At 70.4% G+C, this 25132-nt stretch carries 21 protein-coding genes and 1 riboswitch; of the genes, 8 read left to right on the top strand and 13 right to left on the bottom strand.

Annotated elements, in window-relative coordinates; genetic code table 11:
• The first annotated feature begins 16 nt into the window (after positions 1-16).
• The 3 genes from F9278_RS11045 to F9278_RS11055 all read left to right on the top strand — a co-directional run bounded on the left by F9278_RS11045 (position 17) and on the right by F9278_RS11055 (position 3560).
• A complete protein-coding gene (locus F9278_RS11045) occupies positions 17-691 on the top strand; it encodes a response regulator transcription factor (protein ID WP_152168166.1) in 675 nt (224 codons plus the stop codon).
• 156 nt (positions 692-847) lie between these two features.
• Positions 848-2263, top strand: a complete 1416-nt coding sequence (locus F9278_RS11050; RefSeq protein ID WP_193241436.1) for an SLC13 family permease — start codon at positions 848-850, stop codon at positions 2261-2263.
• 25 nt (positions 2264-2288) lie between these two features.
• Entirely contained in the window at positions 2289-3560 is a 1272-nt protein-coding gene (locus tag F9278_RS11055) for a glycerate kinase family protein (RefSeq protein WP_152168167.1), read from the top strand.
• Here F9278_RS11055 and F9278_RS11060 read toward each other — a convergent pair.
• The 6 genes from F9278_RS11060 to ctaE all read right to left on the bottom strand — a co-directional run bounded on the left by F9278_RS11060 (position 3521) and on the right by ctaE (position 10777).
• Complete coding sequence (locus F9278_RS11060) at positions 3521-4882, bottom strand: aminotransferase class V-fold PLP-dependent enzyme (RefSeq protein ID WP_152168168.1); 1362 nt, start codon at positions 4880-4882, stop codon at positions 3521-3523. The two genes, F9278_RS11055 and F9278_RS11060, sit on opposite strands and share 40 nt — an antisense overlap.
• A 126-nt stretch (positions 4883-5008) precedes the next feature.
• A riboswitch (SAM riboswitch) is annotated at positions 5009-5124 on the bottom strand.
• Positions 5125-5330: 206 nt separating this feature from the next.
• Positions 5331-6395, bottom strand: a complete 1065-nt coding sequence (trpD, locus tag F9278_RS11070) for an anthranilate phosphoribosyltransferase (RefSeq protein ID WP_152168170.1) — start codon at positions 6393-6395, stop codon at positions 5331-5333.
• A 152-nt stretch (positions 6396-6547) separates the two neighbouring features.
• Entirely contained in the window at positions 6548-8188 is a 1641-nt protein-coding gene (gene qcrB, locus F9278_RS11075; RefSeq protein ID WP_152168171.1) for a cytochrome bc1 complex cytochrome b subunit, read from the bottom strand.
• The gene (qcrA, locus tag F9278_RS11080; RefSeq protein ID WP_152168172.1) at positions 8185-9252 is read right to left on the bottom strand and encodes a cytochrome bc1 complex Rieske iron-sulfur subunit; all 1068 of its coding nucleotides are present in this window, start codon (positions 9250-9252) and stop codon (positions 8185-8187) included. The genes qcrB and qcrA overlap by 4 nt, the downstream gene beginning before the upstream one ends.
• On the bottom strand, positions 9249-10058 hold the full coding sequence (gene qcrC / locus F9278_RS11085) for a cytochrome bc1 complex diheme cytochrome c subunit (RefSeq protein WP_152168173.1): 810 nt from the start codon (positions 10056-10058) through the stop codon (positions 9249-9251). The genes qcrA and qcrC overlap by 4 nt, the downstream gene beginning before the upstream one ends.
• A gap of 98 nt (positions 10059-10156) precedes the next feature.
• Positions 10157-10777 (bottom strand): aa3-type cytochrome oxidase subunit III, encoded by a 621-nt coding sequence (gene ctaE, locus F9278_RS11090; RefSeq protein WP_086754464.1) that lies wholly within the window; start codon positions 10775-10777, stop codon positions 10157-10159.
• A 144-nt stretch (positions 10778-10921) separates the two neighbouring features.
• Between ctaE and F9278_RS11095 the strand changes: the two genes are divergently transcribed.
• On the top strand, positions 10922-11323 hold the full coding sequence (locus F9278_RS11095; RefSeq protein WP_152168174.1) for a response regulator: 402 nt from the start codon (positions 10922-10924) through the stop codon (positions 11321-11323).
• Between the two features lie 31 nt (positions 11324-11354).
• On the opposite strand, the gene F9278_RS11100 is transcribed toward F9278_RS11095, so the two are convergent.
• The 4 genes from F9278_RS11100 to ctaC form a co-directional block, all read right to left on the bottom strand.
• Positions 11355-12602, bottom strand: coding sequence for a L,D-transpeptidase (locus tag F9278_RS11100; RefSeq protein WP_152168175.1), 1248 nt, complete (start codon positions 12600-12602; stop codon positions 11355-11357).
• A 150-nt stretch (positions 12603-12752) separates the two neighbouring features.
• The gene (locus F9278_RS11105) at positions 12753-13151 is read right to left on the bottom strand and encodes a cytochrome c oxidase subunit 4 (RefSeq protein WP_045555372.1); all 399 of its coding nucleotides are present in this window, start codon (positions 13149-13151) and stop codon (positions 12753-12755) included.
• The gene (gene ctaD / locus F9278_RS11110; protein ID WP_152168176.1) at positions 13148-14884 is read right to left on the bottom strand and encodes an aa3-type cytochrome oxidase subunit I; all 1737 of its coding nucleotides are present in this window, start codon (positions 14882-14884) and stop codon (positions 13148-13150) included. Before ctaD ends, F9278_RS11105 begins: the two co-directional genes overlap by 4 nt.
• Positions 14881-15840 (bottom strand): aa3-type cytochrome oxidase subunit II, encoded by a 960-nt coding sequence (ctaC, locus tag F9278_RS11115; protein ID WP_152168177.1) that lies wholly within the window; start codon positions 15838-15840, stop codon positions 14881-14883. The genes ctaD and ctaC overlap by 4 nt, the downstream gene beginning before the upstream one ends.
• 302 nt (positions 15841-16142) lie before the next feature.
• On the opposite strand from ctaC, the gene F9278_RS11120 reads away from it, so the two are divergent.
• On the top strand, positions 16143-17537 hold the full coding sequence (locus F9278_RS11120) for a cysteine desulfurase/sulfurtransferase TusA family protein (protein WP_152168178.1): 1395 nt from the start codon (positions 16143-16145) through the stop codon (positions 17535-17537).
• Positions 17538-17588: 51 nt separating this feature from the next.
• On the opposite strand, the gene F9278_RS11125 is transcribed toward F9278_RS11120, so the two are convergent.
• Positions 17589-18563, bottom strand: coding sequence for a carbohydrate kinase family protein (locus tag F9278_RS11125; RefSeq protein ID WP_152168179.1), 975 nt, complete (start codon positions 18561-18563; stop codon positions 17589-17591).
• Positions 18564-18698: 135 nt separating this feature from the next.
• Here F9278_RS11125 and F9278_RS11130 point away from each other — a divergent pair, with 135 nt between their 5' ends.
• Positions 18699-18908, top strand: coding sequence for a hypothetical protein (locus tag F9278_RS11130; RefSeq protein ID WP_152168180.1), 210 nt, complete (start codon positions 18699-18701; stop codon positions 18906-18908).
• A gap of 84 nt (positions 18909-18992) precedes the next feature.
• Complete coding sequence (locus tag F9278_RS11135; RefSeq protein ID WP_152168181.1) at positions 18993-20762, top strand: hypothetical protein; 1770 nt, start codon at positions 18993-18995, stop codon at positions 20760-20762.
• 142 nt (positions 20763-20904) lie between these two features.
• On the opposite strand, the gene F9278_RS11140 is transcribed toward F9278_RS11135, so the two are convergent.
• On the bottom strand, positions 20905-21261 hold the full coding sequence (locus F9278_RS11140) for a HesB/IscA family protein (protein ID WP_152168182.1): 357 nt from the start codon (positions 21259-21261) through the stop codon (positions 20905-20907).
• A gap of 294 nt (positions 21262-21555) precedes the next feature.
• Between F9278_RS11140 and nadA the strand changes: the two genes are divergently transcribed.
• Entirely contained in the window at positions 21556-22740 is a 1185-nt protein-coding gene (gene nadA / locus F9278_RS11150; protein ID WP_152168184.1) for a quinolinate synthase NadA, read from the top strand.
• A 21-nt stretch (positions 22741-22761) separates the two neighbouring features.
• Here nadA and F9278_RS11155 read toward each other — a convergent pair whose 3' ends face one another.
• Positions 22762-25014 (bottom strand): protein kinase domain-containing protein, encoded by a 2253-nt coding sequence (locus F9278_RS11155; protein ID WP_152168185.1) that lies wholly within the window; start codon positions 25012-25014, stop codon positions 22762-22764.
• Positions 25015-25132 lie beyond the last annotated feature (118 nt).

Genomic DNA, 25132 nt, shown 5'->3' on the forward strand with positions numbered 1-25132 from the left:
CCACGAAGGCGCTCCCGTGAACCGCGTCCTCATCGTCGAGGACGAGGAACGCATCGCCTCCTTCGTGGAGAAGGGCCTGCGCGCGGGCGGCTTCACCACGACCGTGGTCGGCGACGGCGACGCGGCCTACGAGTACGCCCTCACCGGCGGCTTCGACCTGATCGTCCTCGACATCGGCCTGCCCGGCCGCGACGGCTTCACCGTTCTGCGCGAGCTGCGCGAGGCCCGGGTCACCGTCCCGGTGATCGTGCTGACCGCCCGGGACTCGGTACGCGACACCGTGGCCGGTCTGGAGGGCGGCGCCGACGACTGGATGACCAAGCCGTTCCGCTTCGAGGAGCTGCTGGCGAGGGTCCGCCTCCGGCTGCGTACGGCGGCCAGGGCCCCCGAGGTGACGATGCTGCGCAGCGGCGACCTGACCCTGGACCTCCGGACGCGCCGGGCCAGGGCCGGGGAGCGCTTCGTGGACCTGACGGCCAGGGAGTTCGTCCTGCTGGAACTCTTCCTGCGCCACCCCGGCCAGGTCCTGTCCCGCGAACAGATCCTGTCGCACGTCTGGGGCTACGACTTCGACCCCGGCTCGAACATCGTGGACGTGTACGTGAGGGCCCTGCGCAAGAAGCTGGGAGCGGCCCAACTGGAAACGGTGAGGGGTATGGGCTACCGCCTGCCGACAACAGCCGCCCCTTGAGGCCGCGGGACTCTCAGGGGCGCGGGGCTGTGTCGATATGCGGCTCCGCCGCGTGGGCGCGACAAGCCCCCACCGGACCCGCACCCGAAATCGACGTGAAGCTTCCTTCATAGACAACTCATCAAGGACTCACTCCCCCTCTGAACCCTTGATGACGTGACCCTGACCCTCCGCCTGGCCACCACCCTCTGCGTGGCCCTCTCCCTCTGCGCCCTACTGATCGTCCCCGGCAACTTCCCCGGCCTCGGCGGAGACGCCCGCCTCACCCTCGCCGTGTTCGCCCTGGCCACCGCCGCCTGGATCGGCACCCCCATCGACGACACCTACATCGCGCTGGGCGCGGGCCTCGCCCTCACCGTCACCGGGGTCATCAGCAACGACACCCTCTTCGGCACCCTCGGCGACGACACCGTATGGCTGCTGATCTGCGCGTTCGTACTGGCGGCGGCGGTGACCCGGACGGGCCTCGCGGGGCGGGCCGCCGCGTTCCTGGTCAGCGGCGCGCGAACCGTACGCCAGCTGACGCACCTGACGACGGCCGCACTCGTGGTGACGGCGTTCGCGGTGCCGGCCACCTCCGGCCGCGCCGCCCTCGCGCTCCCCGTGTTCCTGGCCCTCGCGAAGGCGCTGGCCGACCGGAGACGACTGGTCGTGATGCTCGCGCTGCTGTTCCCGACCGTGATCCTTCTGTCGGCGGTGGCGACCCTGATCGGCGCGGGCGCGCATCTGATCACCGTGTCGGTGCTGTGGGAGGCGACCGGCGACCGGATCGGGTTCACCGAATGGCTGCTGCTGGGGCTGCCGCTGGCGATCGTGTCGTCCCATCTGGCGGCCGAGGCCGTGCTGTTGACGACGACCCGGCGCGCGGACCGCCGGGGCCCCGTGAAGATCACGGTCGAGGAGATCCAGCTGCACAGCGAGCAGCCGGTGACCGGCCCCTGGTCCCCCGCCGAGTCGCGCTGCGCCCTGCTGCTGGCCACGGTCGTGGTCCTGTGGTGCAGCGAGCCGCTGCACCGGGTCTCCCCGGCGGTGGTCGCGCTGATCGGCGCGGTCGTCGCCGCCTCACCGGCGCTGGGCACCGTGCGGCTGAAGGACGCGCTGCGGACCGTGCCCTGGTCGATGCTGCTCTTCATGGCCGCGACGATGGCGATGGGCGTCGCGCTCAGCGACTCGGGAGCGGCGAAGTGGCTGGTCTCCGGGCTGCCCGCGGCCGTCTCCCCCCTGGTGTTCCTGGTGGCGGTCGTGGCGGTCAGCACGGCCGCGCATCTGGTCCTGCAGTCCCGGTCGGCGCGCTCCTCGGTGCTCGTCCCGCTGGTCGTCGCGGCGGCCGTGGGCGCCGGGGTCAACCCGGTCGCCGCCGCGCTCGCCTCCACCGCGGCGGCGGGCTTCTGTCACACCCTCCCCGCCTCCGCCAAGCCGGTCGCCCTCTTCGCCGACCTGCCCGGCACCCCCACCTACACCCCGCGCGACCTGCTGCGGCTCTCCGCCGTGCTGGCCCCGCTGACCGCCGCCCTGGTCGTGCTCTTCGCAGTGGTGCTGTGGCCGGCGCTGGGCGTCCCGCTCGTCCCGTAACCCACTCTCCAGGAGCCCTGAGCACATGCTGAACCGAGTCGCCGTAGCCCCCAGTGGCTTCAAGGAGTCCCTGTCCGCCGAGGCCGCCGCCGACGCCATCGCGGAGGGCGTCCGCCGGGTCCTGCCCGACGCGGAGGTGGACCTGATCCCGCTGGTGGACGGCGGCGAGGGCACGGCCGCCGCGCTGGCCGCCGCCACCGGGGGCCGGCTGGTCCCCCGGATCGCCACGGGCCCGGTCGGCGCACCGGTCGACACCCACTTCGCCCTCATCGGCTCCCACGGCCCGGCGACGACGACGGCGGAGACGGCCGTGGTCGAGATGGCGGCCGTCGCGGGCCTCTCCCTCGTCCCGCACACCCTCCGCGACCCCGGCGCCACGACCACGTACGGCGTCGGCGAACTGATCCGTGCCGCGCTCGACACCGGCGTACGGCGGATCCTGGTCGGCTGCGGCGACTCCGGGACGTCGGACGGCGGGGCCGGTGCCCTCCAGGCGCTGGGCGCGCGACTGCTGGACGCGGACGGTGTCGAACTGCCGCCGGGAGGCGGGGAGTTGCCCCGGCTGCGCCGCGTCGACCCGTCCGGCCTGGACCCCCGCCTCGCGGACGTGGAACTGCTGGTCGCCTGCAACCCGTTCAACGTGCTGTGCGGCGAGCGGGGGGTCGCCCGGGTCTTCGGCCCGCAGAAAGGGGCGACGCCGGAGCGGGTCGAGGAACTCTCGGCGGGCCTGGAGAACTGGGCACGTGTCCTCACCCGCGACCTCGCCCCGCCGCGTACGGATCTCCGGACCGGCCCCGGCACGGGCGCCTCGGGCGGGCTCGGCGCCGGGCTGGCCGCGCTGGGGGCCCGGCTGCTCCCCCGCTTCGAGGTGCTGCTGGGCCATCTGGACCTCGACGCCCGGCTGGCCCGCGCCGATCTGGTCATCACGGCCGAGGGCGCCCTCGATCACCAGACCCCTCGGGGCAAGGTGCCCGCCGAGGTGGCCCGCCGCGCCAAGCTGCACGGCCGCCCGGTCCTCGCCCTCGCGGGCACCCTGGGCGAGGGCGCGCACCAGGTGCCCGGCGTGGACGCGTACACCGGCATCCTGCCCGCGCCGATGGCCCTCGCCGAGGCCCTGGTCCGCGCACACGAGCTGCTCACGGACGCCACGGAACGGGCGCTACGGATGATCGTGCTGGGCGCGCGGGTGACGGCCGGAACGGCCGGAACGGCCGGAACGAATGGCGCGGTCAGCGCGGTTCAGACGGCTGGCGCGGTTCAGACGGCCGGGACGCAACGACCGTCCTCCGTGCGGTAGTTCCACTGCGCGCCGTTGCTCACCAGCTCCTTCACCGCGCCCACGAACCGCTCCACGTGCTCGTCGGGGGTGCCCGCGCCGAAGCTCACCCGGATCGCGTTGAGGGACCGCTCGCCGGGCGCGGCCTCGGGTGCGCCGCACTCGCCCTGCGCCTGCGGCTCACTGCCGAGGAGGGCGCGGACGAGGGGGTGCGCGCAGAAGAGACCGTCGCGTACGCCGATGCCGTACTCGGCGGAGAGCGCGGCGGCGAAGTGGGAGCTGTTCCAGCCCTCTACGACGAAGGAGAGGACACCGACGCGCGGGGCGTCGTCCCCGAAGAGGGAGAGGATCCGCACCTCGGGCACCTCGGCTAGCCCGGCCCGTACGACGTCGATCAGATACCGCTCACGGGCGACCAGCGTGTCGAACCCGGCCTCGGTGAGGGCCTTGCAGGCGGAGGCGATGGAGTAGGCGCCGATGACGTTGGGCGAGCCGGCCTCGTGCCGGGCGGCGGTCTCGTGCCACTCGACGTCCACACCGCCGTCGGTGCGCCGGGTGACCTTGCGGGAGGCTCCGCCCCCGGCGAGGTACGGCTCGGCCGCGGTGAGCCAGTCGGCGCGGCCGGCGAGGACGCCCGAGCCGAAGGGCGCGTACAGCTTGTGGCCGGAGAAGGCGACCCAGTCGACGTCCAACTCCTGTACGGAGACGGGGTGGTGGGGTGCCAGCTGGGCCGCGTCGAGCACGATCCGCGCACCGTGCGCGTGCGCGGCGGCGGCCAGCTCCCGCACCGGCCAGATCTCCCCGGTGACATTGGAGGCACCGGTGACGCACACCAGCGCCGGCCCGAACGGGTCGCGTCCGGCGAGCGCGGTCTCCAGGGTGGCGACGGCCTGCTCGGGCGTCCGGGGCGCGTCCAGGTAGGTCACCCGCGCGTCCCGCCAGGGCAGCAGCGAGGCGTGGTGCTCGGTCTCGAAGACGAAGACCTGGCAGTCGGCGGGGAGGGCGGCGGCGAGGAGGTTCAGCGAGTCGGTGGTCGACCGGGTGAACACGACCTGGTCGCCGTCCCGGCAGTCGAGGAACTCGGCGACGGTCCTCCGGGCGTTCTCGAAGAGGTCCGTCGACAGCTGCGAGAGGTACCCGGCGCCCCGGTGCACGCTCCCGTAGTACGGCGCGTACGCCGCCACGTCGTCCCAGACGCGCTGCAGGGCCGGGGCGCTGGCCGCGTAGTCGAGGGCGGCGTAGGTGACCTCGCCGCCGGTGACGAGCGGGACGGTGACATCTCGCCCCAGAACGGACAACGGGGCACAAACGGACTGGTCGGCGGCAGCGGTGAAGACGGACATGGCGAACTCCCGTGAGAGGCATGCGCGAAGGAAGGGAAGGGCGCATGTGGAGGAAAGAGAGAAGGGTGCGCGGAGGCGGGGCTCGGCGGCCCTATCGCATTCGCTTGCTCACGGAAGACTCCCTCGTAACCGCGCTTGCCGTAGACCTCGCTGCCTATGGCCCGGTCTTCACCCGGGGCACCCCGCCACGGACGGAGGGTTGCCGGACAGCCAGCCGGGGCTATGGGCTGTCACTCATGACCTGTCGAAAACCTACGTGAAGTGATCGTCGCGCCGCAACTTGTGTCCGGATGTTGGGCGGGTGCGGGCCGGTGGGGGCCGGTGGGGGCCGGTGGGGCTTCTCGCGCAGCCCCGGCTTTTCAGGGGCGCGGGGAACTGCGCGACCAGCCCCCACGCACCCGCACCCGCACCCGCACCCGCACCCGCACCCGCACCCGCACCCGCAGAACTACCGGTTCGTCGCCGCGACCCACCGCTCAAGGGCCCGCCGAGCCGCCCCGGAATCGATCGACTCCGCCGCCTTCGCCATCCCGTCCCGCAGCTGCTCCGCGAGCGACGCGGATGTCGGGTCCAACGCCACCAGCGCCGCCGCCGAGTTGAGCAGGACCGCATCCCGCACGGGACCGGTCTCCCCACCCAGCAACCGCCGCGCGACATCCGCGTTGAAGGACGCGTCGGCCCCCCGCAGCGCCTCCACGGGCACCAGCTCCAGGCCGACGTCACGCGGGTCGAACGCCTCTTCCGTCACCTTGCCGTCCCGGACGACCCACACCCGCGACGTCGCCGTGGTCGTCAGTTCGTCCAGGCCGTCGTCGCCGCGGAAGACCAGTGACGAGTTGCCGCGCTCGGCGAGGACACCGGCCATGATGGGCGCCATCCGGGGGTCGGCGACACCGACCGCCTGGGCCCGCACCTTCGCCGGGTTCGCCAGCGGCCCCAGCGCGTTGAAGACGGTCCGGATGCCCAACTGCCCGCGCGCGGCGGCCACATGACGCAGCGCCGGATGGAACTTCACCGCGAAGCAGAAGGTGATCCCGGCCTCCTCGGCGACCTCGGCGACCCGCTTCGGCGTCAGCTCCAGATTGACGCCCAGCTTCTCCAGCACATCGGAAGCCCCGGACGCAGACGACGCGGCCCGGTTGCCGTGCTTGACGACCTTCGCGCCCGTACCGGCGACGACGATCGACGACATCGTGGAGATGTTGACGGTCTTGGCGCCGTCCCCGCCCGTACCGACGATGTCGACGGTCTTCCCGGACACCTCGATGACATTGGCGTGCTCGTACAGCGCCTCGACGAGACCGGTGATCTCGTCGACGGTCTCCCCCTTGGCCCGCAGCGCCACCACGAACCCGGCGATCTGCGCGTCCGTCGCCTCACCGCGCATGATCTGGTCCATCGCCCAGAACGTGGCGCCGGCGTCCTGGTCCTGCCCGGAGAGCAGCGCGTTCAGCACGGTGGGCCAGGAACGGCCCGCCGCGGTGTCGCCTCCAGCGGGGGTCACAGCGCTCATAGCCGCTCCTGGGTGTCGTGGCGCGCGAGATGCCGCGCGATCCATGAAATCAAAAGTGCGCTCCCACCCTATCCAGCCACGGGCACGGCGAAGGGCCCCCGTCCGAAGATCGGACGGGGGCCCTTCGACCGTGGTGTGGCGAAGCGAAGCGATCAGTGGTGGCCGTGGCCGCTCGTGATCTCCTTGTACTCCTCGACGGTCGGCTTGGCGATCTGGCTGTCCTCGCCGTAGTAGCCCTTGCTCAGCTTGGCGCGGAGCTTCTGCAGGCGGGTGACCTTGCGGGCGACACCGTTCTCGTCGACCGCGGCACCGATCTCGGCCGGGGCGTACTGCTCGTGCGCCGTGAGCGTGTGCAGCTGCTCCTGGCTGAGCGGCTCGTGGACCTCGATGAACTCACCGTGCGGCAGGCGCTTGATGATGCCGGTCTCGCGACCGTGCAGGATCTTGTCCTTGTCCCGCCGCTGCAGGCCGAGGCAGATGCGCTTGGTGACGATGAACGCGAGGACCGGGGCCACGAAGAACGCGATCCGGACGAACCAGGTGATCGAGTTGATCGACAGGTGGAAGTGGGTCGCCCAGAGGTCGTTTCCACCACCGATCAGCAGGACCATGTACCAGGTGATCCACGCGACACCGAAGGCCGTACGGGTCGGGGCGTTGCGCGGGCGGTCCAGGATGTGGTGCTCGCGCTTGTCGCCGGTGACCCAGGACTCGATGAACGGGTAGACCGCGATCGCCACCAGGACCAGCGGGAAGATCACCAGCGGGATGAACACACCCAGGACGAGCGTGTGGCCCCAGAAGTTGATCTCCCAGCCCGGCATGACACGGATCAGGCCCTCGGAGAAGCCCATGTACCAGTCGGGCTGGGCGCCGGTGGAGACCTGGTCGGGCCGGTAGGGGCCCATGGTCCAGATCGGGTTGATCGTGGCGATCGCCGAGATGACCGCGATGACACCGAAGACCAGGAAGAAGAAGCCGCCCGCCTTCGCCATGTACACGGGGAGCAGCGGCATGCCGACGACGTTGTTGTTCGTCTTTCCGGGGCCCGCGTACTGCGTGTGCTTGTGGTAGAAGACCAGGATCAGGTGCGCCACCAGCAGGCCGAGCATGATGCCCGGCAGCAGCAGGATGTGGACCGAGTAGAAGCGGGCCACGAAGTCGCCGCCCGGGAACTCGCCGCCGAAGAGGAAGAACGACAGGTACGTGCCGACGATCGGCACGGACAGGACCGCGCCCTCCATGAAGCGGACACCGGTGCCGGAGAGCAGGTCGTCCGGGAGCGAGTAGCCGGTGAAGCCGGTGAACATGCCGAGGACGAACAGCAGGAAGCCGAACAGCCAGTTGACCTCACGCGGCTTGCGGAACGCGCCCGTGAAGAACACCCGCATCATGTGCACGAACATGCCGGCGAGGAAGACCAGCGCCGCCCAGTGGTGGATCTGCCGGATCAGCAGACCACCGCGCACCTCGAAGGAGATGTGCATGGTCGAGTTGAACGCCTCGGACATCAGCTGTCCCTGCAGCGGGACGTAGCTGCCGTGGTACTCCACCTCGTTCATCGACGGGTGGAAGAACAGCGTCAGATACACACCCGTGAGGATGATGATGATGAAGCTGTACAGGCAGATCTCACCCAGCATGAACGACCAGTGGTCGGGGAAGATCTTGCGCATGTTGGCCTTGGCCAGGGAGTAGATCCCGAGCCGGCCGTCGGCCCAGTCGGCGACGCGCTCGCCGGCCGGTGCCTTCTCACGCTTGTCGCGTGCGTCGGTGGTGGTTGCAGTACTCATCCGCGCTCCCAGAAGGCAGGACCAACGGGCTCTTCGAAGTCGCTGACCGCTTCGAGGTAGCCGTCTTCGCCGACGGTGATCCTCAGCTGCGGAAGGGCGTGACCCGCGGGGCCGAAGATGACCCGGCCGCCGTCGGCGAGGTCGAAGGTGGACTGGTGGCAGGGGCAGAGCACGTGGTGCGTCTGCTGCTCGTACAGGGAGATCGGGCAGCCCACGTGGGTGCAGATCTTCGAGAACGCCACGATGCCCTCGTGGGACCACTCCAGCTCGCGCTTGTCCTTGATGTCGTCCGGCTGGATCCGGACGATCATCAGGGCGTCCTTGGCGATGTTCTTCTGGAAGTCGTGGTCGTGCTCGCTCAGGCCGTCCGGCATGGCGAAGGTCAGCGACCCGACCGCGACGTCCGAGGCACGCAGCGGCTCGTTGGTGTTCATGTTGACGAGCTTCTTGCCCTTGGCCCAGGTGGTGTGCCGCAGCTTGGTGCCGGGCGCGGGGCCGAGGCCGCCGAGCAGGAAGACACCGGAGAGCGGGAACAGGGCCAGCGCGCCGAACATCGTGGTGCGGATCAGCTTGCGACGGCCGATCACCGACTCCTCGGCACCGGCCTTGAAGTCGGCCAGGACCTTGGCCTTGACCTCGGGCGCGGCCTCGATCGGGTGGCGCTCGTCGGCGACCTCGACGTCCGACATCAGCGTGCGGGCCCAGTGGACCGCGCCGGCGCCGATGCAGAACAGCGACAGGCCCAGCGTCATGCCCAGCGCGAAGTTCAGCGCGCTGATGTGACCGATCGGCCAGACGTAGATCGACTTGTCGACGTCGATCACCAGGTACGAGGCGATGAAGCCGACGGTGGCCAGCATCGACACCGTGAACAGCAGGGCGACCGTGCGCTCGGACCGCTTCGCGGCCCGCTCGTCGATGTCCTGGATCCGGTGCTCGTGGGGCGGGAGGCCGGGGTCCGCGAAGGGGTTCTTCTCGTCCGCGACCTTCACCGCGCCGTGCGCGTCGTGCGCGTCGTCCTGCGCTGCGGGCAGGTTCTCTTCTGGAATCTCTTGGCTACTCATGACTTCTTGGCCTTTGCGGTCCGAGCGGCGACCCACACGGCGACGGCGATCAGCGAACCGAGTCCGAAGACCCAGCCGAACAGACCCTCGCTGACCGGACCGAGCCCGCCGAGGCTGAGGCCACCGGGCTCCACGGTCTCGTCACCGTTGACCGCGTCGAGGTACGCGATGATGTCCTTCTTGTTCTCCTCCGACAGCGTGGTGTCGGGGAAGGACGGCATGTTCTGCGGGCCGGTCTCCATGGCCTCGTAGATGTGCTTCGGGTCGACACCCTTCAGGGGCGGCGCGTACTTGCCCTCGGACAGCGCACCACCCTGGCCGGTGAAGTTGTGGCACTGCGCGCAGTTGGTCCGGAACAGCTCGCCACCCTCGGCGATGTCCGCGCCCTCGGGGTCGTACTCGTTCTCGGTCGGGATCTCCGGGCCGGCGCCCAGCGACGAGATGTACGCCGCGAGCTGGTCGATCTCGGCCTGCGAGTAGATGACCTTCTTCTTGGGGACCTGCGCGCCCGGCTGCTGGGCCGGCATCCGGCCGGTGCCGACCTGGAAGTCGACGGCCGCCGCGCCCACACCCACCAGGGACGGACCGTCGGAGGTGCCCTGACCGCCGGTGCCGTGGCAGCTGGCGCAGCCTACGGCGTAGAGCTTCTTGCCCTCCTCGATGGTGAGGGTCTGGGCGGTTTCATCGGCCTGCGCCTTTTCCGCGGGGGCGAAGGCGGTGTAGAGCCCCGCGCAGGCCGCCAGCGCGATGAATAGGACGACGACCGCCGCCAGCGGATGGCGTCGTCGTGCGGAGAGCTTTTTCACGGATTACCCCGGTGTCAGGATCTTCTGCGTCGGTGCTTCTGGAAGGGTGGTTCTCGGTGCGAGGCAGGCGTACGGTCCGCCCGGCCCGGCCGCCCGGTCTACTTGATCATGTAGATCGTGGCGAAGAGGCCGATCCAGACGACATCGACGAAGTGCCAGTAGTAGGACACGACGATGGCCGCGGTCGCCTGCTCGTGGGTGAACCTCTTGGCCGCGTAGGTGCGTCCGAGGACCAGCAGGAAGGCGATGAGACCGCCCGTCACGTGCAGGCCGTGGAAGCCGGTGGTCAGATAGAACACCGAGCCGTACGGGTCGGACGAGAGCGACAGGCCCTCGTGCTTGACCAGCTCGGTGTACTCGAAGACCTGGCCGCCGATGAAGATCGCACCCATCACGAACGTGACGATGAACCACATCCGGAGCTTCTTCACGTCCCCGCGCTCGGCGGCGAACACGCCGAGCTGGCAGGTGAGGGAGGAGAGCACCAGGATCGTGGTGTTCGTCGCCGAGAACGGGAAGTTCAGGGTGTCGGCCTTCTCGGTCCAGAACTCCGGACCGGTCACCGATCGCAGGGTGAAGTACATCGCGAAGAGGGCCGCGAAGAACATCAACTCGGAACTCAACCAGATGATGGTTCCGACGCTGGTGAGGTTCGGCCGGTTGACCGACGGGTGCGCGTGCCCGGTTTCTACTGTCGTTGCTGTCGCCACGACCGACATTATGTCGGTCGCTTATCCCGCCCTCACTCCGGGGGGTGCCGTTCGGAGTGTTGCTCCCCTCCGTACCGGTGCTGACGTGGTGTTCGAGGGAGTAGCATCCGCGCATCGGGCCTGTCCTTAAGACGCTGACGTCACGGAGGAACAATGCAGCCGACCGCCACGGTGCTGGTCTACAGCGACGACGCCAACACCCGCGAACAAGTTCGGTTGGCGACGGGGCGCCGTCCGGCACCGGACGCTCCTCAGGTGGAGTTCCTGGAGTGCGCGACCCCCGCCGCCGTCCTCAAGGAGCTGGACAGGGGCGGGATCGACGTCTGTGTCCTCGACGGCGAGGCCGTGCCGATGGGGGGCATGGGGGTGTGCCGGCAGATCAAGGACGAGATCTTCGAGTGCCCGCCGGTACTGGTGCTGATCGGACGGCCGCAGGACGCGTGGCTGGCGACCTGGAGCCGGGCGGACGCGGCGGTGACGTTGCCGGTGGAGCCGGTGGAGTTCGCTTCGGCGCTGGCTTCCTTGCTGCGTCGGAAGTCGGCATTGAGCGCCTGATGGCTCGGGGGGGGCGCCGGCCGCGTCCCCCTTACACCGACTCGGGTCGCAGGCGGGCCTGTACCTGGGGTCCAGGTACCTCCTTCGTGCCGCCCACCAGGGCGCTGCCCTCGCGCCAGTTCTTCCAGTCGAGGTTCCAGTCGCCGTAGCCGTTGCCGAAGGGGGCCATGGTGTCGCCGCCCGAGTTGACGACCTCGACGATGTCGCCCTCGTTGATGGTGTCGTAGAACCACTGGGCGTTGCCCATGCTCATGCCGGTGCAGCCGTGGCTGACGTTGGCGTATCCCTGGGAGCCGGTCGACCAGGGGGCGGCGTGGACGTACTCGCCGCTGTTGGTGACCCTGACGGAGTGGTGCACGGTCAGGTCGTAGAAGTCCGACGCGCCTATGCTGGCGCTGGTCATCCGTACGGTGCCTTCCTTGGCCAGTACGACCTTGACCCCGTTGCGGGTGTCGTAGCCGGGCCGGCCCGTGGTGACCGGTATCTCCTTGATCACCTCGTCGTTCTTGTAGACCGTCATGTGGTGCGAGGCGGCGTCCGTGACGGCGACTATCTTGGCGCCGGTCGTCAGCTCGATGGGCTCGGCCTTCCCGCCCCAGAGCCGGTCGCCTATCTTCAGGCCCTCCAGGTTGCTGTGCACCCGGATGGTGGCGTCGGCGGGCCAGTACTCCTTGGGCCGGTAGTGGAGCTTCTTGTCGTCCACCCAGTGCCAGGCGCCGTCCGCCGCGGGGGTGGAGTCCACCTTGAGGGCGCGTTCCACGACGGCTCGGGCCGCCTTGTCCTTGACCGGCCGGCTCAGTTCGGCGGTGACGGGCTGGCCGACGCCGTACCGGCCCTCCTCGGGGCCGAAGGTGACGTCCAGGCGCTTCTTGGTGAGGGGGCGGCCGGTGTCGAAGGCGAGGGTCTCGCGGCCGGGGGCGCCGTCCTCGTCCTCGGTGCTCACCCGGACCGTGTAGCGGGCGTTGGCGGCGAGCGGGGAGGTGGAGTGCCAGCGGCCTCCGTCGGCGGAGAGTTCGCCCGCCACGAAGCGTCCTGCGGCGTCCACGGCGGTGACGTCGGTGATGCGTCCGTCGTCCTCGGCGGTGACTTCCAGCGGCTTGTCGGGGTCGGCCTTCTCGCCGTCCCCGGTGGGGGCGTTGAAGGAGACGTGGTCGGCCGCGTCGTAGGGCTTGCCCGAGAGCGGGTGGCCCCCGGAACCGCAGGCGGTGACGCCCGCTCCCAGGGAGACCACCAGCAGGGCGCAGCCGGCGACCGTGCGGTTACGGGGTGAGTTGCTCATGGGTTCAACGTAGGAACGGCCGTGGGGCGTGGCGCGTCGGGTGGGCCGAGTGGGCGACGTACGGCGTGGCGAACGGGGGAAGCCCGGACCTCCTGTCGGAGTGTCCGGGCTTCCGTGCGCGCGGTGCGTGCTAGCGCCGCGTGGCGCGTGCTACTGGTTCTGGTTCTCGCCGCGGTAGTACTCGAAGACCCAGCCCCAGAGGCCGATCATGATGATCGGGGCCGAGAAGTACAGCAGCCACCAGCCGAAGACGACGCCCATGAAGGCGAGCGCGCCGCCCACGCCGAGGGCGAGGGGCTGCCAGCTGTGCGGGCTGAAGAAGCCCAGCTCACCGGCGTCGTCCGCGACGTCGGCCTCCTTGTTGTCCTGCGCGCCGACGTCGACCCGCCGGGCCGTGAAGGCCAGGTAGTAGCCGACCATGATGCACAGGCCGAAGGCGAGGAAGAGGGCCGTGGTACCGGCCGGCTCCTTCGACCACACGCCGTAGACGATCGCCATGGCCAGCACGAAGACTGCCAGCCAGATGAACATCTTGCCTTGGACCTTCACTTGCCGGCCTCCTTGCCGCTGGCCGCGAGCTCGGCCGCCGGGCCGCCGTGCGCGAGCTGTTCGAGCGCGGCGATCTCCGGGTGGTGCAGGTCGAACGCCGGGGATTCACTCCGGATCCGCGGCAGGGTGAGGAAGTTGTGCCGGGGCGGCGGGCAGGAGGTCGCCCACTCCAGCGAACGGCCGTAACCCCACGGGTCGTCGACCTCGACCTTCTTGCCGTACTTGGCCGTCTTCCACACGTTGTAGAGGAACGGCAGGATCGACAGGCCGAGGACGAACGAGGCGATCGTGGAGATCGTGTTCAGGGCGGTGAAGCCGTCGGCCGCGAGATAGTCCGCGTACCGGCGCGGCATGCCCTCCGCGCCCAGCCAGTGCTGGACGAGGAACGTGCCGTGGAAGCCGATGAACAGCGTCCAGAAGGTGATCTTGCCGAGGCGCTCGTCGAGCATCTTGCCCGTCATCTTCGGCCACCAGAAGTGGAAGCCGGAGAACATCGCGAAGACGACGGTGCCGAACACCACGTAGTGGAAGTGCGCGACCACGAAGTACGAGTCCGAGACGTGGAAGTCCATCGGCGGCGAGGCCAGGATGACACCGGTCAGACCACCGAAGGTGAAGGTGATCAGGAAGCCGGTGGCCCAGAGCATCGGGGTCTCGAAACTCAGCGACCCCTTCCACATCGTTCCGATCCAGTTGAAGAACTTCACGCCCGTCGGTACGGCGATGAGGAACGTCATGAAGGAGAAGAACGGGAGGAGTACACCGCCGGTGACGTACATGTGGTGGGCCCACACCGTCACGGACAGACCCGCGATCGCGATGGTCGCGCCGATCAGGCCCATGTAGCCGAACATCGGCTTGCGGGAGAAGACCGGGATGACCTCGGAGATGATGCCGAAGAACGGCAGGGCGATGATGTACACCTCTGGATGGCCGAAGAACCAGAAGAGGTGTTGCCAGAGCAACGCGCCGCCGTTGGCCGCGTCGAAGACGTGCGCACCGAACTTGCGGTCCGCCTCCAGGGCGAACAGCGCCGCCGCGAGGACGGGGAAGGCGAGCAGGACCAGGACGGCGGTCAGCAGCACGTTCCACACGAAGATCGGCATGCGGAACATGGTCATGCCGGGCGCGCGCATGCAGATGATCGTGGTGATGAAGTTGACCGCGCCGAGGATGGTGCCGAAGCCGGAGAAGGCCAGACCCATGATCCACATGTCGGCGCCGATGCCGGGCGAGCGGACCGCGTCGGACAGCGGGGAGTAGGCGAACCAGCCGAAGTCGGCCGCGCCCTGCGGGGTGAGGAAGCCACCGACCGCGATGAGCGAGCCGAAGAGGTACAGCCAGTACGCGAACATGTTCAGCCGCGGGAACGCCACGTCGGGCGCGCCGATCTGCAGCGGCATGATCCAGTTGGTGAAACCGGCGAACAGCGGCGTCGCGAACATCAGCAGCATGATCGTGCCGTGCATCGTGAACGCCTGGTTGAACTGCTCGTTCGACATGATCTGCGTACCCGGGCGGGCGAGCTCGGCGCGCATGAAGAGCGCCATGACGCCGCCGATGCAGAAGAACGCGAACGACGTCACCAGGTACAGCGTGCCGATCGTCTTGTGGTCGGTGGTGGTCAGCCACTTGACCACTACGCTGCCGGGCTGCTTGCGCCGGACGGGCAGCTCGTCCTCGTACGAGCCCTCGTCTGCGGCAGTGCCCTGGGGTTCGTTGATGATGCTCACAGCTGGTTCACCTCCCGGTCCTTCTCGTGCTGCGTCTGCTCGATGCCCGCCGGGACATAACCGGTCTGGCCCTTCTCGGCCAGCTCCTTCAGGTGCTGCTCGTACCGCTCCTGGGAGACGACCTTCACGTTGAAGAGCATCCGGGAGTGGTCGACGCCGCACAGCTCGGCGCACTTGCCGAGGAACGTGCCCTCCTGGTTGGGCGTCACCTGGAACACGTTGGTGTGGCCCGGGATGACGTCCTGCTTCATCAGGAACGGCACCACCCAGAAGGAGTGGATGACGTCACGCGAGGTCAGCACGAAGCGGACCGTCTTGCCCTCGGGCAGCCACAGGGTGGGGCCGGGGTTGCCGGTCTGCGGGTTCTTGTCGCCGGGGGTGCCGCAGGTGTAGACGCCGCCCGCGTTGTCCGGGAACTGGTTCTTCCACTTGGTGGGAACCGCGTCCAGGTTCTCGTCGGTCTTCGCGTCGCCGGTCGACCCGTCGACGTTCTCGATGTAGTTGAAGCACCAGCTCCACTGGAAGCCGACGACGTTGATGGTGACGTCCGGCTTCTTCGACGTGTCGAGGAGCTTCGACTCGTCGCGGGCGGTGAAGTAGAACAGCACCGAGACGATGATCAGCGGGACGACCGTGTACAGCGCCTCGATGGGCATGTTGTACCGGGTCTGTGGGGGAACTTCGACCTTGGTGCGGCTGCGCCGGTGGAAGAAAGCACTCCACAGGATCAGGCCCCAGACCAATACGCCCGTGGCGAGCGCGGCGGCCCAAGAACCCTGCCACAGGGAGAGGATCCGCGGAGCCTCTTCCGTGGTCGGGGTGGGCATACCAAGGCGGGGAAAGTCCTTGTATGTGCAACCGGTGGCGGTCGCCAGGACCAGGCCCGCAGTCAGTGCCTGCAGCAGCTTCCGCCGCATCGGGCGCCGCGGCGAGCGGTCGGAGCCGTTGGGACTCACGTAGCGCCTTCCCGAGAGTCTCGCCCGCGCGGTATGGCTGCGGCCTTCTCGCTGGTCGGTCGCCGCCCTGCGTCGGGCAGGGGTTTGGATGTTTATGCGGACCAAACCCTACTGGACGCGATTTGGGGTCGCGCGGGGAGGGGGTACCAACTCGCCGGGGGTCACTTGTAGCGCCTAGCTGGGGTGGGCGGGTGCGCCTAATAGCTCGGGAGTTCGGGTGGTTTGGCGGGTGCGCGCGCGTTGTGGTTGTTCGCGCAGTGCCCCGCACCCCTTGGGGGCAGCCCTGCTTATAGCGTGGAGGTGTGGCGTACTTCGACTCTGCATCCTCCGCTCCCCTTCATCCCGTTGCCCGGCAGGCGCTGGTGGCCTCGCTGGACGAGGGGTGGGCCGATCCCGCGCGGTTGTATCGGGAAGGGAGGCGGGCGCGCCTGTTGTTGGATGCCGCCCGGGAGGCCGCCGCCGAGGCCGTGGGGTGCCGTCCGGACGAGTTGGTCTTCACCCCGTCGGGGACGCGGGCCGTGCACTCCGGCGTCGCGGGGGCGCTGGCCGGACGGCGGCGGGTGGGGCGTCACCTGATCGTGTCGGCGGTCGAACACTCTTCGGTGCTGCACGCGGCGGAGACCCATGAGGCGGACGGCGGGACGGTCGCCCGGGTGGCGGTGGCCCGTACGGGATCGGTGTCCGCGTCCTCGTACGCCGAGGCCCTGCGCGACGACACCGCGCTGGCCTGTCTGCAGTCCGCCAACCACGAGGTGGGGACCGCGCAGCCGGTGGCCGAGGTGGCGGAGGTGTGCCGGGCGGCCGGGGTGCCGTTGCTGGTGGACGCGGCACAGTCGCTCGGGTGGGGGCGGGTGGACGGGGACTGGTCGGTACTGACCGCCAGCGCCCATAAATGGGGTGGTCCGCCCGGGGTCGGGCTGCTCGTCGTACGCAAGGGCGTCCGGTTCTCGGTGCAAGGGCCCGCCGACGAGCGGGAGTCGGGGCGGGCGGCCGGGTTCGAGAACATCCCGGCGATCGTGGCCGCCGCCGCCTCGCTGCGGGCCGTACGGGCCGAGGCGGACGCGGAGGCGGTACGGCTGCGGGAGTTGACGGAGCGGATCCGGGCGCGGGTGCCTTCGCTGGTGCCCGATGTGGAGGTGGTGGGCGACCCGGAGCGGCGGCTGCCGGGGGTCGTCACCTTCTCCTGTCTCTATGTCGACGGGGAGACACTGCTGCACGAGCTGGACCGCGCGGGCTTCTCCGTCTCCTCCGGTTCCTCCTGTACGAGCAGCACGCTGACGCCCAGCCATGTGCTGCGGGCCATGGGGGTGCTGAGCGAGGGGAACGTCCGGGTGTCCCTGCCGATGGGGGCGGTGGAGGAGGACGTCGAGCGGTTCCTGTCGGTGCTGCCGGGGGCGGTCGCGGCGGTCCGGGAGAAGCTGGGGGCGCCCGTGTCCGCCGCCGAGGTGTCCGTGGCGAAGTCCGCGGAGGAGGGCGTCCTCGTCGTGGACGCCCTCGGCAGGCGGTGCCCGATCCCCGTCATCGAACTGGCCAAGGTCATCGGCGACGTCCCGGTCGGCGGCACGGTCCGCGTCCTCTCCGACGACGAGGCGGCCCGCCTGGACATCCCGGCGTGGTGCGAGATGCGGGGCCAGGAGTACGTGGGCGAGGAGCCGGCGGAGCGGGGTTCGGCGTATGTGGTGCGCCGGGCGCGTTAGCGGGCGCCCCGCGCCTCTTGGTTCTCCAGGGGCGCGGGGCGGTGTCCCACCTCAGCCCAGGTGCTTCTTCACCTCTGCCGCCGCCTCGTCGCCGTACGCCTTCGTGAACCGGTCCATGAAGTGCGCCCGGCGCAACGCGTACTCCTGCGTGCCGACCGTCTCGATCACGAGGGTCGCGAGCATGCAGCCGACCTGCGCCGCCCGCTCCAGCGAGACCCCCCAGGCCAGCCCCGAGAGGAACCCCGCGCGGAACGCGTCGCCGACGCCCGTGGGCTCGGCCTTGCGCTCCTCCTCGGGGCAGCCGACCTCGATCGGGTCCTCGCCGGCCCGCTCGATCCGGACGCCCCGCGCGCCGAGGGTGGTGACCCGGTGGCCGACCCTGCCGAGGATCTCCTCGTCGGACCAGCCGGTCTTGGACTCGATGAGGCCCTTCTCGTACTCGTTGGAGAAGAGGTAGGTCGCGCCGTCCAGCAGTATCCGGATCTCGTCGCCGTTCATCCGGGCGATCTGCTGGGAGAAGTCCGCGGCGAACGGGATGCTCCGGGAGCGGCACTCCTCCGTGTGGCGGAGCATCGCCTCGGGGTCGTCCGCGCCGATCAGGACGAGGTCGAGTCCGCCGACGCGGTCGGCGACGGTCTTCAGCTCGATGAGGCGGGCCTCGCTCATCGCGCCGGTGTAGAAGGAGCCGATCTGGTTGTGGTCGGCGTCCGTGGTGCACACGAAGCGGGCCGTGTGCAGCGTCTCGGAGATACGCACGGAGGAGGTGTCCACCCCGTGCCGGTCGAGCCAGTCGCGGTACTCGTGGAAGTCGGAGCCCGCCGCGCCGACCAGGATCGGGCGGGTGCCGAGCTGTCCCATGCCGAACGCGATGTTCGCGCCGACACCGCCCCGGCGCACGTCGAGCTGGTCGACAAGGAAGGAAAGGGAGACCGTGTGCAGTTGGTCCGCGACGAGTTGGTCGGCGAAGCGGCCCGGGAAGGTCATCAGATGGTCGGTGGCGATGGAGCCGGAGACTGCGATACGCACGGCGAGGACACGCTCCTGCGAAGGGAGAGGGGATTGACAGTTCACGCTACCGGGTCGCCCACCTGCGCTGAAGCAGGCAAAACTACCCGATAGTAGGTCTTTCTTCGCGGGGTTCGTGGTGCGTACGGTGCCGTTATGACGAACCCCAAGATCCACGGCACCGTTCCGTTCGACCCGGACGGCGGCCTCGCGGCGCTGCGCGGCGACTGCGCCCGGATGGCTCCGCACTGGGCGGCCCCCGCGAAGGTCATTACGGCTCCGGTGTCCCCTTCGCTCATCCATGGGGTGACCGTGCCGGTGACGTCCGCGCGGCTGGTGGACGCGATGCCGGAGTACGGCGACTGAGGGAACCGCCGGCTCCTCCGCCGCGTCCCATCGCTGTCCCCCGTATAGGGGAGGCGGTGTACGACGTGCCGAAGGAGCGATGCGGTGAACTCCGAGCGACCCGACAACCCCGAGAACCCGGACGAGGGCCCCGAGCCCGACGCCACCGAGGAGATCAGGGCTGCCGGGGATGACGTCACCGAGACCGCCGCGGCCGACAGGGCCGAGGCCGGTGAGCCCGCCGAGGCGGTGGCGGAGGCTGAGGCTGAGACCGGTGAGCCCGCCGAGGCCGAAGCGAAGGCCGCGGCCGGTGACGTCGATGTTGACATTGACGTTGACGTTGACGAGGGTGCCGACGCCGGTCAGGTCGTCGGTGTCGGCGGGGCCGAGCGTCCGCGTCGGCGGCGCCCCCGTGTGGTCATGGCCTCGGTGGCCGCCGCCGTGCTGCTGGTCGGGGGCGGTGGGGCGCTGCTCGCCTCCACCTCGTCCGGCGGGTCCGGCGGAGGCGGAGGATCCGCCGCGCCCGGCGGTGACGGCACTCCCCCGCCGCTCGCGCTCGACGGCTACACCGACGGCGGTTCGAACGGCATCGCGCCAGGTGAGCCCGACCCGTCCGGGGTGACCTATCGCGCGGACGGCGAGCTGCCCGAGGGCCCCGGTTCCGCTCCCGTCCACTCGGTCGAGGGCCAGGTGACGGCCGCCGAGGTCGCGCGGCTCGCGAAGGCGCTCGGGGTGGAGGGCGAACCCACGGCCGAGGGCGACGCCTGGCAGGTGGGCGCGGCCGGGGACGGTTCCGGACCGGTGCTGCACGTCACCAGGCAGGCGCCGGGCACCTGGACGTTCAACCGGTACACGCCGGGCACCGACAACTGCCAGAAGGTGGACGTCTGCGCCTCCGGCACGGCCGAGGGCGGCGACCCGGTCGGCGAGGCGGCGGCGAGGAAGGCCGCGGCCCCGGTGCTCAAGGCCGTCGGCCAGGACGACGCCAAGCTCGACGCCACCCAGCTCATGGGCGCGGTACGGGTGGTGAACGCGAACCCCGAGGTCGGCGGACTGCCCACCTACGGCTGGACGACCGGCATCCAGATCGGCGCCGACGGCCGGGTGGTCGGCGGCAGCGGCAACCTGAAGTCGCCGGTGAAGGGCGACACGTATCCCGTCGTGGACGCGAAGCGGGCGCTGGAGCTGCTGAACGGTTCCGGCCAGGGCGTCGGCACCGAGCGCGGTGGCATCGGCGGCTGCACGGGCCCCGTACCGCTGGAGGGCGAGAACGGAACCGGGGAGAGCGGGACCGGTCGGAGCGGGACGGTCGTGGCGGACGAGACGCCGTGCGAGCGGATGACCGCGCTGCCGAAGCCGGAGCCGGTCACCGTCGAGAAGGCCGTGTTCGGGCTGGCCTCGCACCATGTGGACGGCCGGCCCGCGCTGGTGCCGTCATGGCTGTTCGAGGTGCGTCCGTCGGGGGCCGGGGACACGTACACGGTGACGCGTCCGGCGGTCGACCCGGAGTATCTGGCCTCCCCCGAGCCGCGCTCGGAGCCGACCGAGAGGCCCGGCGAGCCGGGTGACACCCCGTCCACCGGTCCCGACTCGGCGGATGTGCGGGTGGAGGGCTACACGGTCGACGGCGACGAGCTGACCGTGACCTTCTGGGGCGGGGTGTGCAGCGACTACTCGGCGTCGGTGAGCGAGGAGTCGGGCGAGGTGACGGTGACCGTGACCGACACCCCGTGGGAGGGCAAGGTCTGCATCATGATCGCCAAGGCGATGGAGCGGACGGTGTCGCTGGACCAGCCGCTGGGCGACCGGAAGGTGGTCGGGTCGGACGGCAAGGCGATCCCGGAGGGCGGTCTCGCGGAGCTGGAGCCGCGGTAGGCGGGCCCCGGACCCGCTCGGGACCCGCTCGGACACGCTTGGTCGACGGGACGACGGGACAACACGAAGGCGGCGTCCCCCTCGGAGGGGGACGCCGCCTTCGTCGTACGCTCGGACGCGTGGCGCCAGCGCGCCGGGACTCCTAGCTGAAGGAGTCGCCGCAGGCGCAGGAGCCCGTCGCGTTCGGGTTGTCGATGGTGAAGCCCTGCTTCTCGATGGTGTCGACGAAGTCGATGGTGGCGCCGCCCAGGTACGGGGCGCTCATACGGTCGGTGATGACCTTCACGCCCTCGAAGTCCTTCACGACGTCGCCGTCGAGCGAGCGCTCGTCGAAGAAGAGCTGGTAGCGCAGGCCGGAGCAGCCGCCGGGCTGAACGGCGACGCGCAGCGCCAGGTCGTCACGGCCTTCCTGGTCGAGCAGGGCCTTGACCTTGGCCGCGGCGGCGTCGGTCACGATGATGCCGTCGGTGACGGTGCCGGTCTCGTCCGATACGGACATCTACATCTCTCCCGGGTTGTACGGAGACTGCTTGCCGACGATTGCAACCGCCGGAGCCCCGGATTCATTCCGAGGCGCGCGGATTCGTTCGCGTCTCTCTTCATGCTCGCACATGGCCGGTGGAACCCGTCCCGAAGAGCCGGCCGGGATTCATGTCACATCGACGCTATGGGCATCGTCAACGTGACGTGAAGCGGTTATGATAGATAGCGTCAATTCGACGAAAAGGATAGCCCGGATCTCCCGCCGACCCTCCCCCGGGCGGCGAGCCGCAGAACAGAAAGGGTGCGTGCCGTGACCACCGCCCAGACCCAGGAGCTCGACGTACAGCCGACGCCCCTCGCCCTGCTGCTGCTCGGCCGCGAGGCCGACCCGAGGAGCGAGCGGGGTGTCGAGTGCCCGGGAGACCTGCCCTCCCCGTCCGACCCCGACCTGGTCGAGCGCGCCCGCGCGGCCAAGGAGAAGCTCGGGGACAAGGTCTTCGTGCTGGGCCACCACTACCAGCGCGACGAGGTCATCCAGTTCGCGGACGTCACCGGTGACTCGTTCAAGCTGGCCCGGGACGCGGCGGCGCGGCCCGAGGCCGAGTACATCGTGTTCTGCGGTGTGCACTTCATGGCCGAGTCGGCGGACATCCTGACCGGCGACGAGCAGAAGGTCGTGCTGCCGGACCTGGCCGCCGGGTGCTCGATGGCCGACATGGCCACCGCCGAGCAGGTCGCCGAGTGCTGGGACGTGCTGACCGGGGCCGGCATAGCCGAGCAGGTCGTGCCCGTCTCGTACATGAACTCCTCCGCCGACATCAAGGCCTTCACCGGCAAGCACGGCGGCACGATCTGCACCTCGTCCAACGCGAAACGGGCTCTGGAGTGGGCCTTCGAGCAGGGTGAGAAGATCCTGTTCCTGCCGGACCAGCACCTCGGGCGCAACACCGCCGTGCGGGACATGGGCATGTCGCTGGACGACTGTGTCCTCTACAACCCGTACAAGCCGAACGGCGGCCTCACGGTCGAGCAGCTGCGGGCCGCGAAGATGATCCTGTGGCGGGGCCACTGCTCGGTGCACGGCCGCTTCAGCGTGCAGTCGGTGAACGACGTACGGGAGCGGATCCCGGGCGTGAACGTCCTCGTGCACCCGGAGTGCAAGCACGAGGTCGTGGCGGCGGCCGACCACGTCGGGTCGACCGAGTACATCATCAAGGCGCTGGAGGCCGCGCCGGCCGGTTCCAAGTGGGCCATCGGCACCGAGCTGAACCTCGTGCGGCGGCTGGCGAACCGTTTCGCGCCCGAGGGCAAGGAGATCGTCTTCCTCGACCGCACGGTCTGCTTCTGCTCCACCATGAACCGCATCGACCTCCCGCACCTCGTCTGGACCCTGGAGTCCCTCGCCGAGGGCACCCTCGTCAACCGCATCGAGGTCGACAAGGAGACCGAGGCGTTCGCGAAGCTGGCGCTGGAGCGGATGCTGGCGCTGCCGTAGCCCGTCGCCCGCGTCCCTCGCTCACCCCGACACGGGCTCCCGGTCGGGGTGGGCGGGGTCGAGGGAGAAGAGGGTGCCGTCGGGGACGGCCACGAACAGCGCTCCCTCGTGGGGCAGCGCCCAGGGAGCGCCCAGGAGATACGAGATCGGCGTGGCGCGGGGCAGCGTCTCCCACAGCAGGGTGCCCTTGACCCTGTCGAGCGCCGCGACCCTGCCGGTGGCGCTGGCCAGGTAGACGGTGCCCGACCCGGCGTCGTACCCGGGCGCGCCCGGCCGTTCCAGGCTGGTCCTGGTCCGCCACAGCAGCTCGCCCGTGTGCGGGGACACGGCGGTGACCTGGCCGCCGGACCGGGTGAACACCAGCACGCCGCCCGTCAGTGCCGCCCGGCCCCGCCCGTCCTCGCCCGGCTTCGTCGTCACGCGGTTCCCGGTCTCCAGGTCCACGAGCAGGATCGTCTCGTACGCCGGGTCGCTGCCGCGGGTCGCGTCGGTGTACGCGGTGTCGTCCACGACCAGGACCAGGTCGCCCTGCTTCACGCCGAGGAGCTCGCTGTTCAGCGGCACCTTCACGGTCCGGGCCGTGCCGTCGGCGCGGTCCACGACCAGGACCCGGGACTCCGAGTTCGCCGCCTTCGCGTCCCGGGTCACCGGCAGGCAGTGCGCGTACGTGCCCGCTCCGGCCGTGGTGAACACACAGCGGTGGCCGGCGGGCATCGGCAGGGACCAGCGCTCGGCGCCCGTGCGCGGCGAACGGGCCGTCACCCGCTCGCCGTTCGGGTCGGCGGCGAGGACCAGGTCACCGGTCAGGGCCGGTTCGATGTGGTCGGTGGCGATGCGACGGGTCCACAACCGCTTTCCCGTCTCCGCGTCGAGGGCGACGAGATCGACCGGGTCCACCACGGGTTCGTCGCTGGAGACGGTCTGCCGTACGAGGACGGTGCCGTCCCGGACGCCGAGGACCGAGGCGTAGTAGCGGTCCCGCTGGTGGTCCGCCGGTACGAGGCCGGCCCGCCAGACGGTCTCTCCGGTCCTGGCGTCGACGCGGACCGGGAGAACTCCCTCGCCCCCGCAGTAGACGGCGTTCCCCTGTGCCTGGCAGGAGGGGGCGCCTTCGAGGCCGCCGTCCGCGGCGGGCAGCGGCTCGCGGGTACCGGCCGACGCCTTCGCGAACACCGTCGTCTGCCAGGCGTTCCAGCCGCTGGGCGGGGCCGTCCAGCGGGAGGTCGGGGACGGCTTCGGTGCCGCCGCGTCGGTGGTGTCCGCGCCGCCCGGTCCCAGCAGGTAGGCGGTCAGCCCGAGGACCAGGGCGCCCACGGTGCCGGTGACGGCGAGCAGGGACCGGACCCGGCGTCGGCGGGCGGGCCGGAGGGCGGGTCCGGGGTCGGTCCCGGGCGCCGGGCGGGGCTCCGTCGCGATGTCGTGGGTGTCCGTGCGCGGCGCCGCCGCCGGAAGGTCGTCCGGTCCCGGTTCCGGCAGGACGGCCGCGAACTCCTGGGCCAGTTCGTCGAGTCCGGGCCGGTCGGCGGCGTCCTTGGCCAGACAGCGTTCCAGGACGGCGCGCAGCGGCGCGTCCACCCCCTCCAGCACGGGTTCGTCGTGGACCACCCGATAGGCCGTCAGATACGGGCTGTCCGCGTCGAACGGGCCCCGCCCGGTCAGGGCGTACACCAGGAGGGTGCCGAGCGAGAAGACGTCCGAGGCCGGGCCGGCGGTGCGGGCGTCGGTGAGCTGTTCCGGGGACATGAACGGCGGGGTGCCGATCATCTGGCCGGTCTCGGTCAGGGTGCGGTTCTCCGCCGCGCGGGAGATACCGAAGTCGATGACGCGGGGGCCGTCGTCCGCCATCAGGACGTTGGCCGGCTTCAGGTCCCGGTGCACCACACCGGCCCGGTGGATCTCCCGCAGCGCCTCGACGAGCCCCAGGGCCAGGGGCCGCAGCTCGGTGACGCGGAGCGGGCCCCGGTCGCGGATCAGCTGGGCCAGGGAGCGGCCGGGCACGTACTGGGTGGCCATCCAGGGGCGTACGGCCTCCGGGTCGGCGTCCACGACCGGGGCGGTGAAGGCTCCGCTGACCTTGCGGACGGCGTCGATCTCCTGCCGGAACCGGGCGCGGAAGACGGCGTCCTGCGCGTACTGGGCGTGCACCACCTTCACGGCGACCTCGCGGCCGGAGCGTGCCCGCGCCCGGTAGACGACGCCCATACCGCCGTTGCCGAGCCGGTCGACCACCTTGTACCCGCCGACCGATCTCGGGTCGTCGCCATGCAGAGCCACGCCCGAGTCCCTCCCCAGTGAAGCGGTTCGAGGCACAGGATACGTAACGCGGGCGCACGAACGGCCGGGTCCCGAACACATGGGGTTCGGGACCCGGCCGCCGCGGTCCTCGGGATCG

The sequence above is a fragment of the Streptomyces phaeolivaceus genome, assembly GCF_009184865.1.
Taxonomy (GTDB): domain Bacteria; phylum Actinomycetota; class Actinomycetes; order Streptomycetales; family Streptomycetaceae; genus Streptomyces; species Streptomyces phaeolivaceus.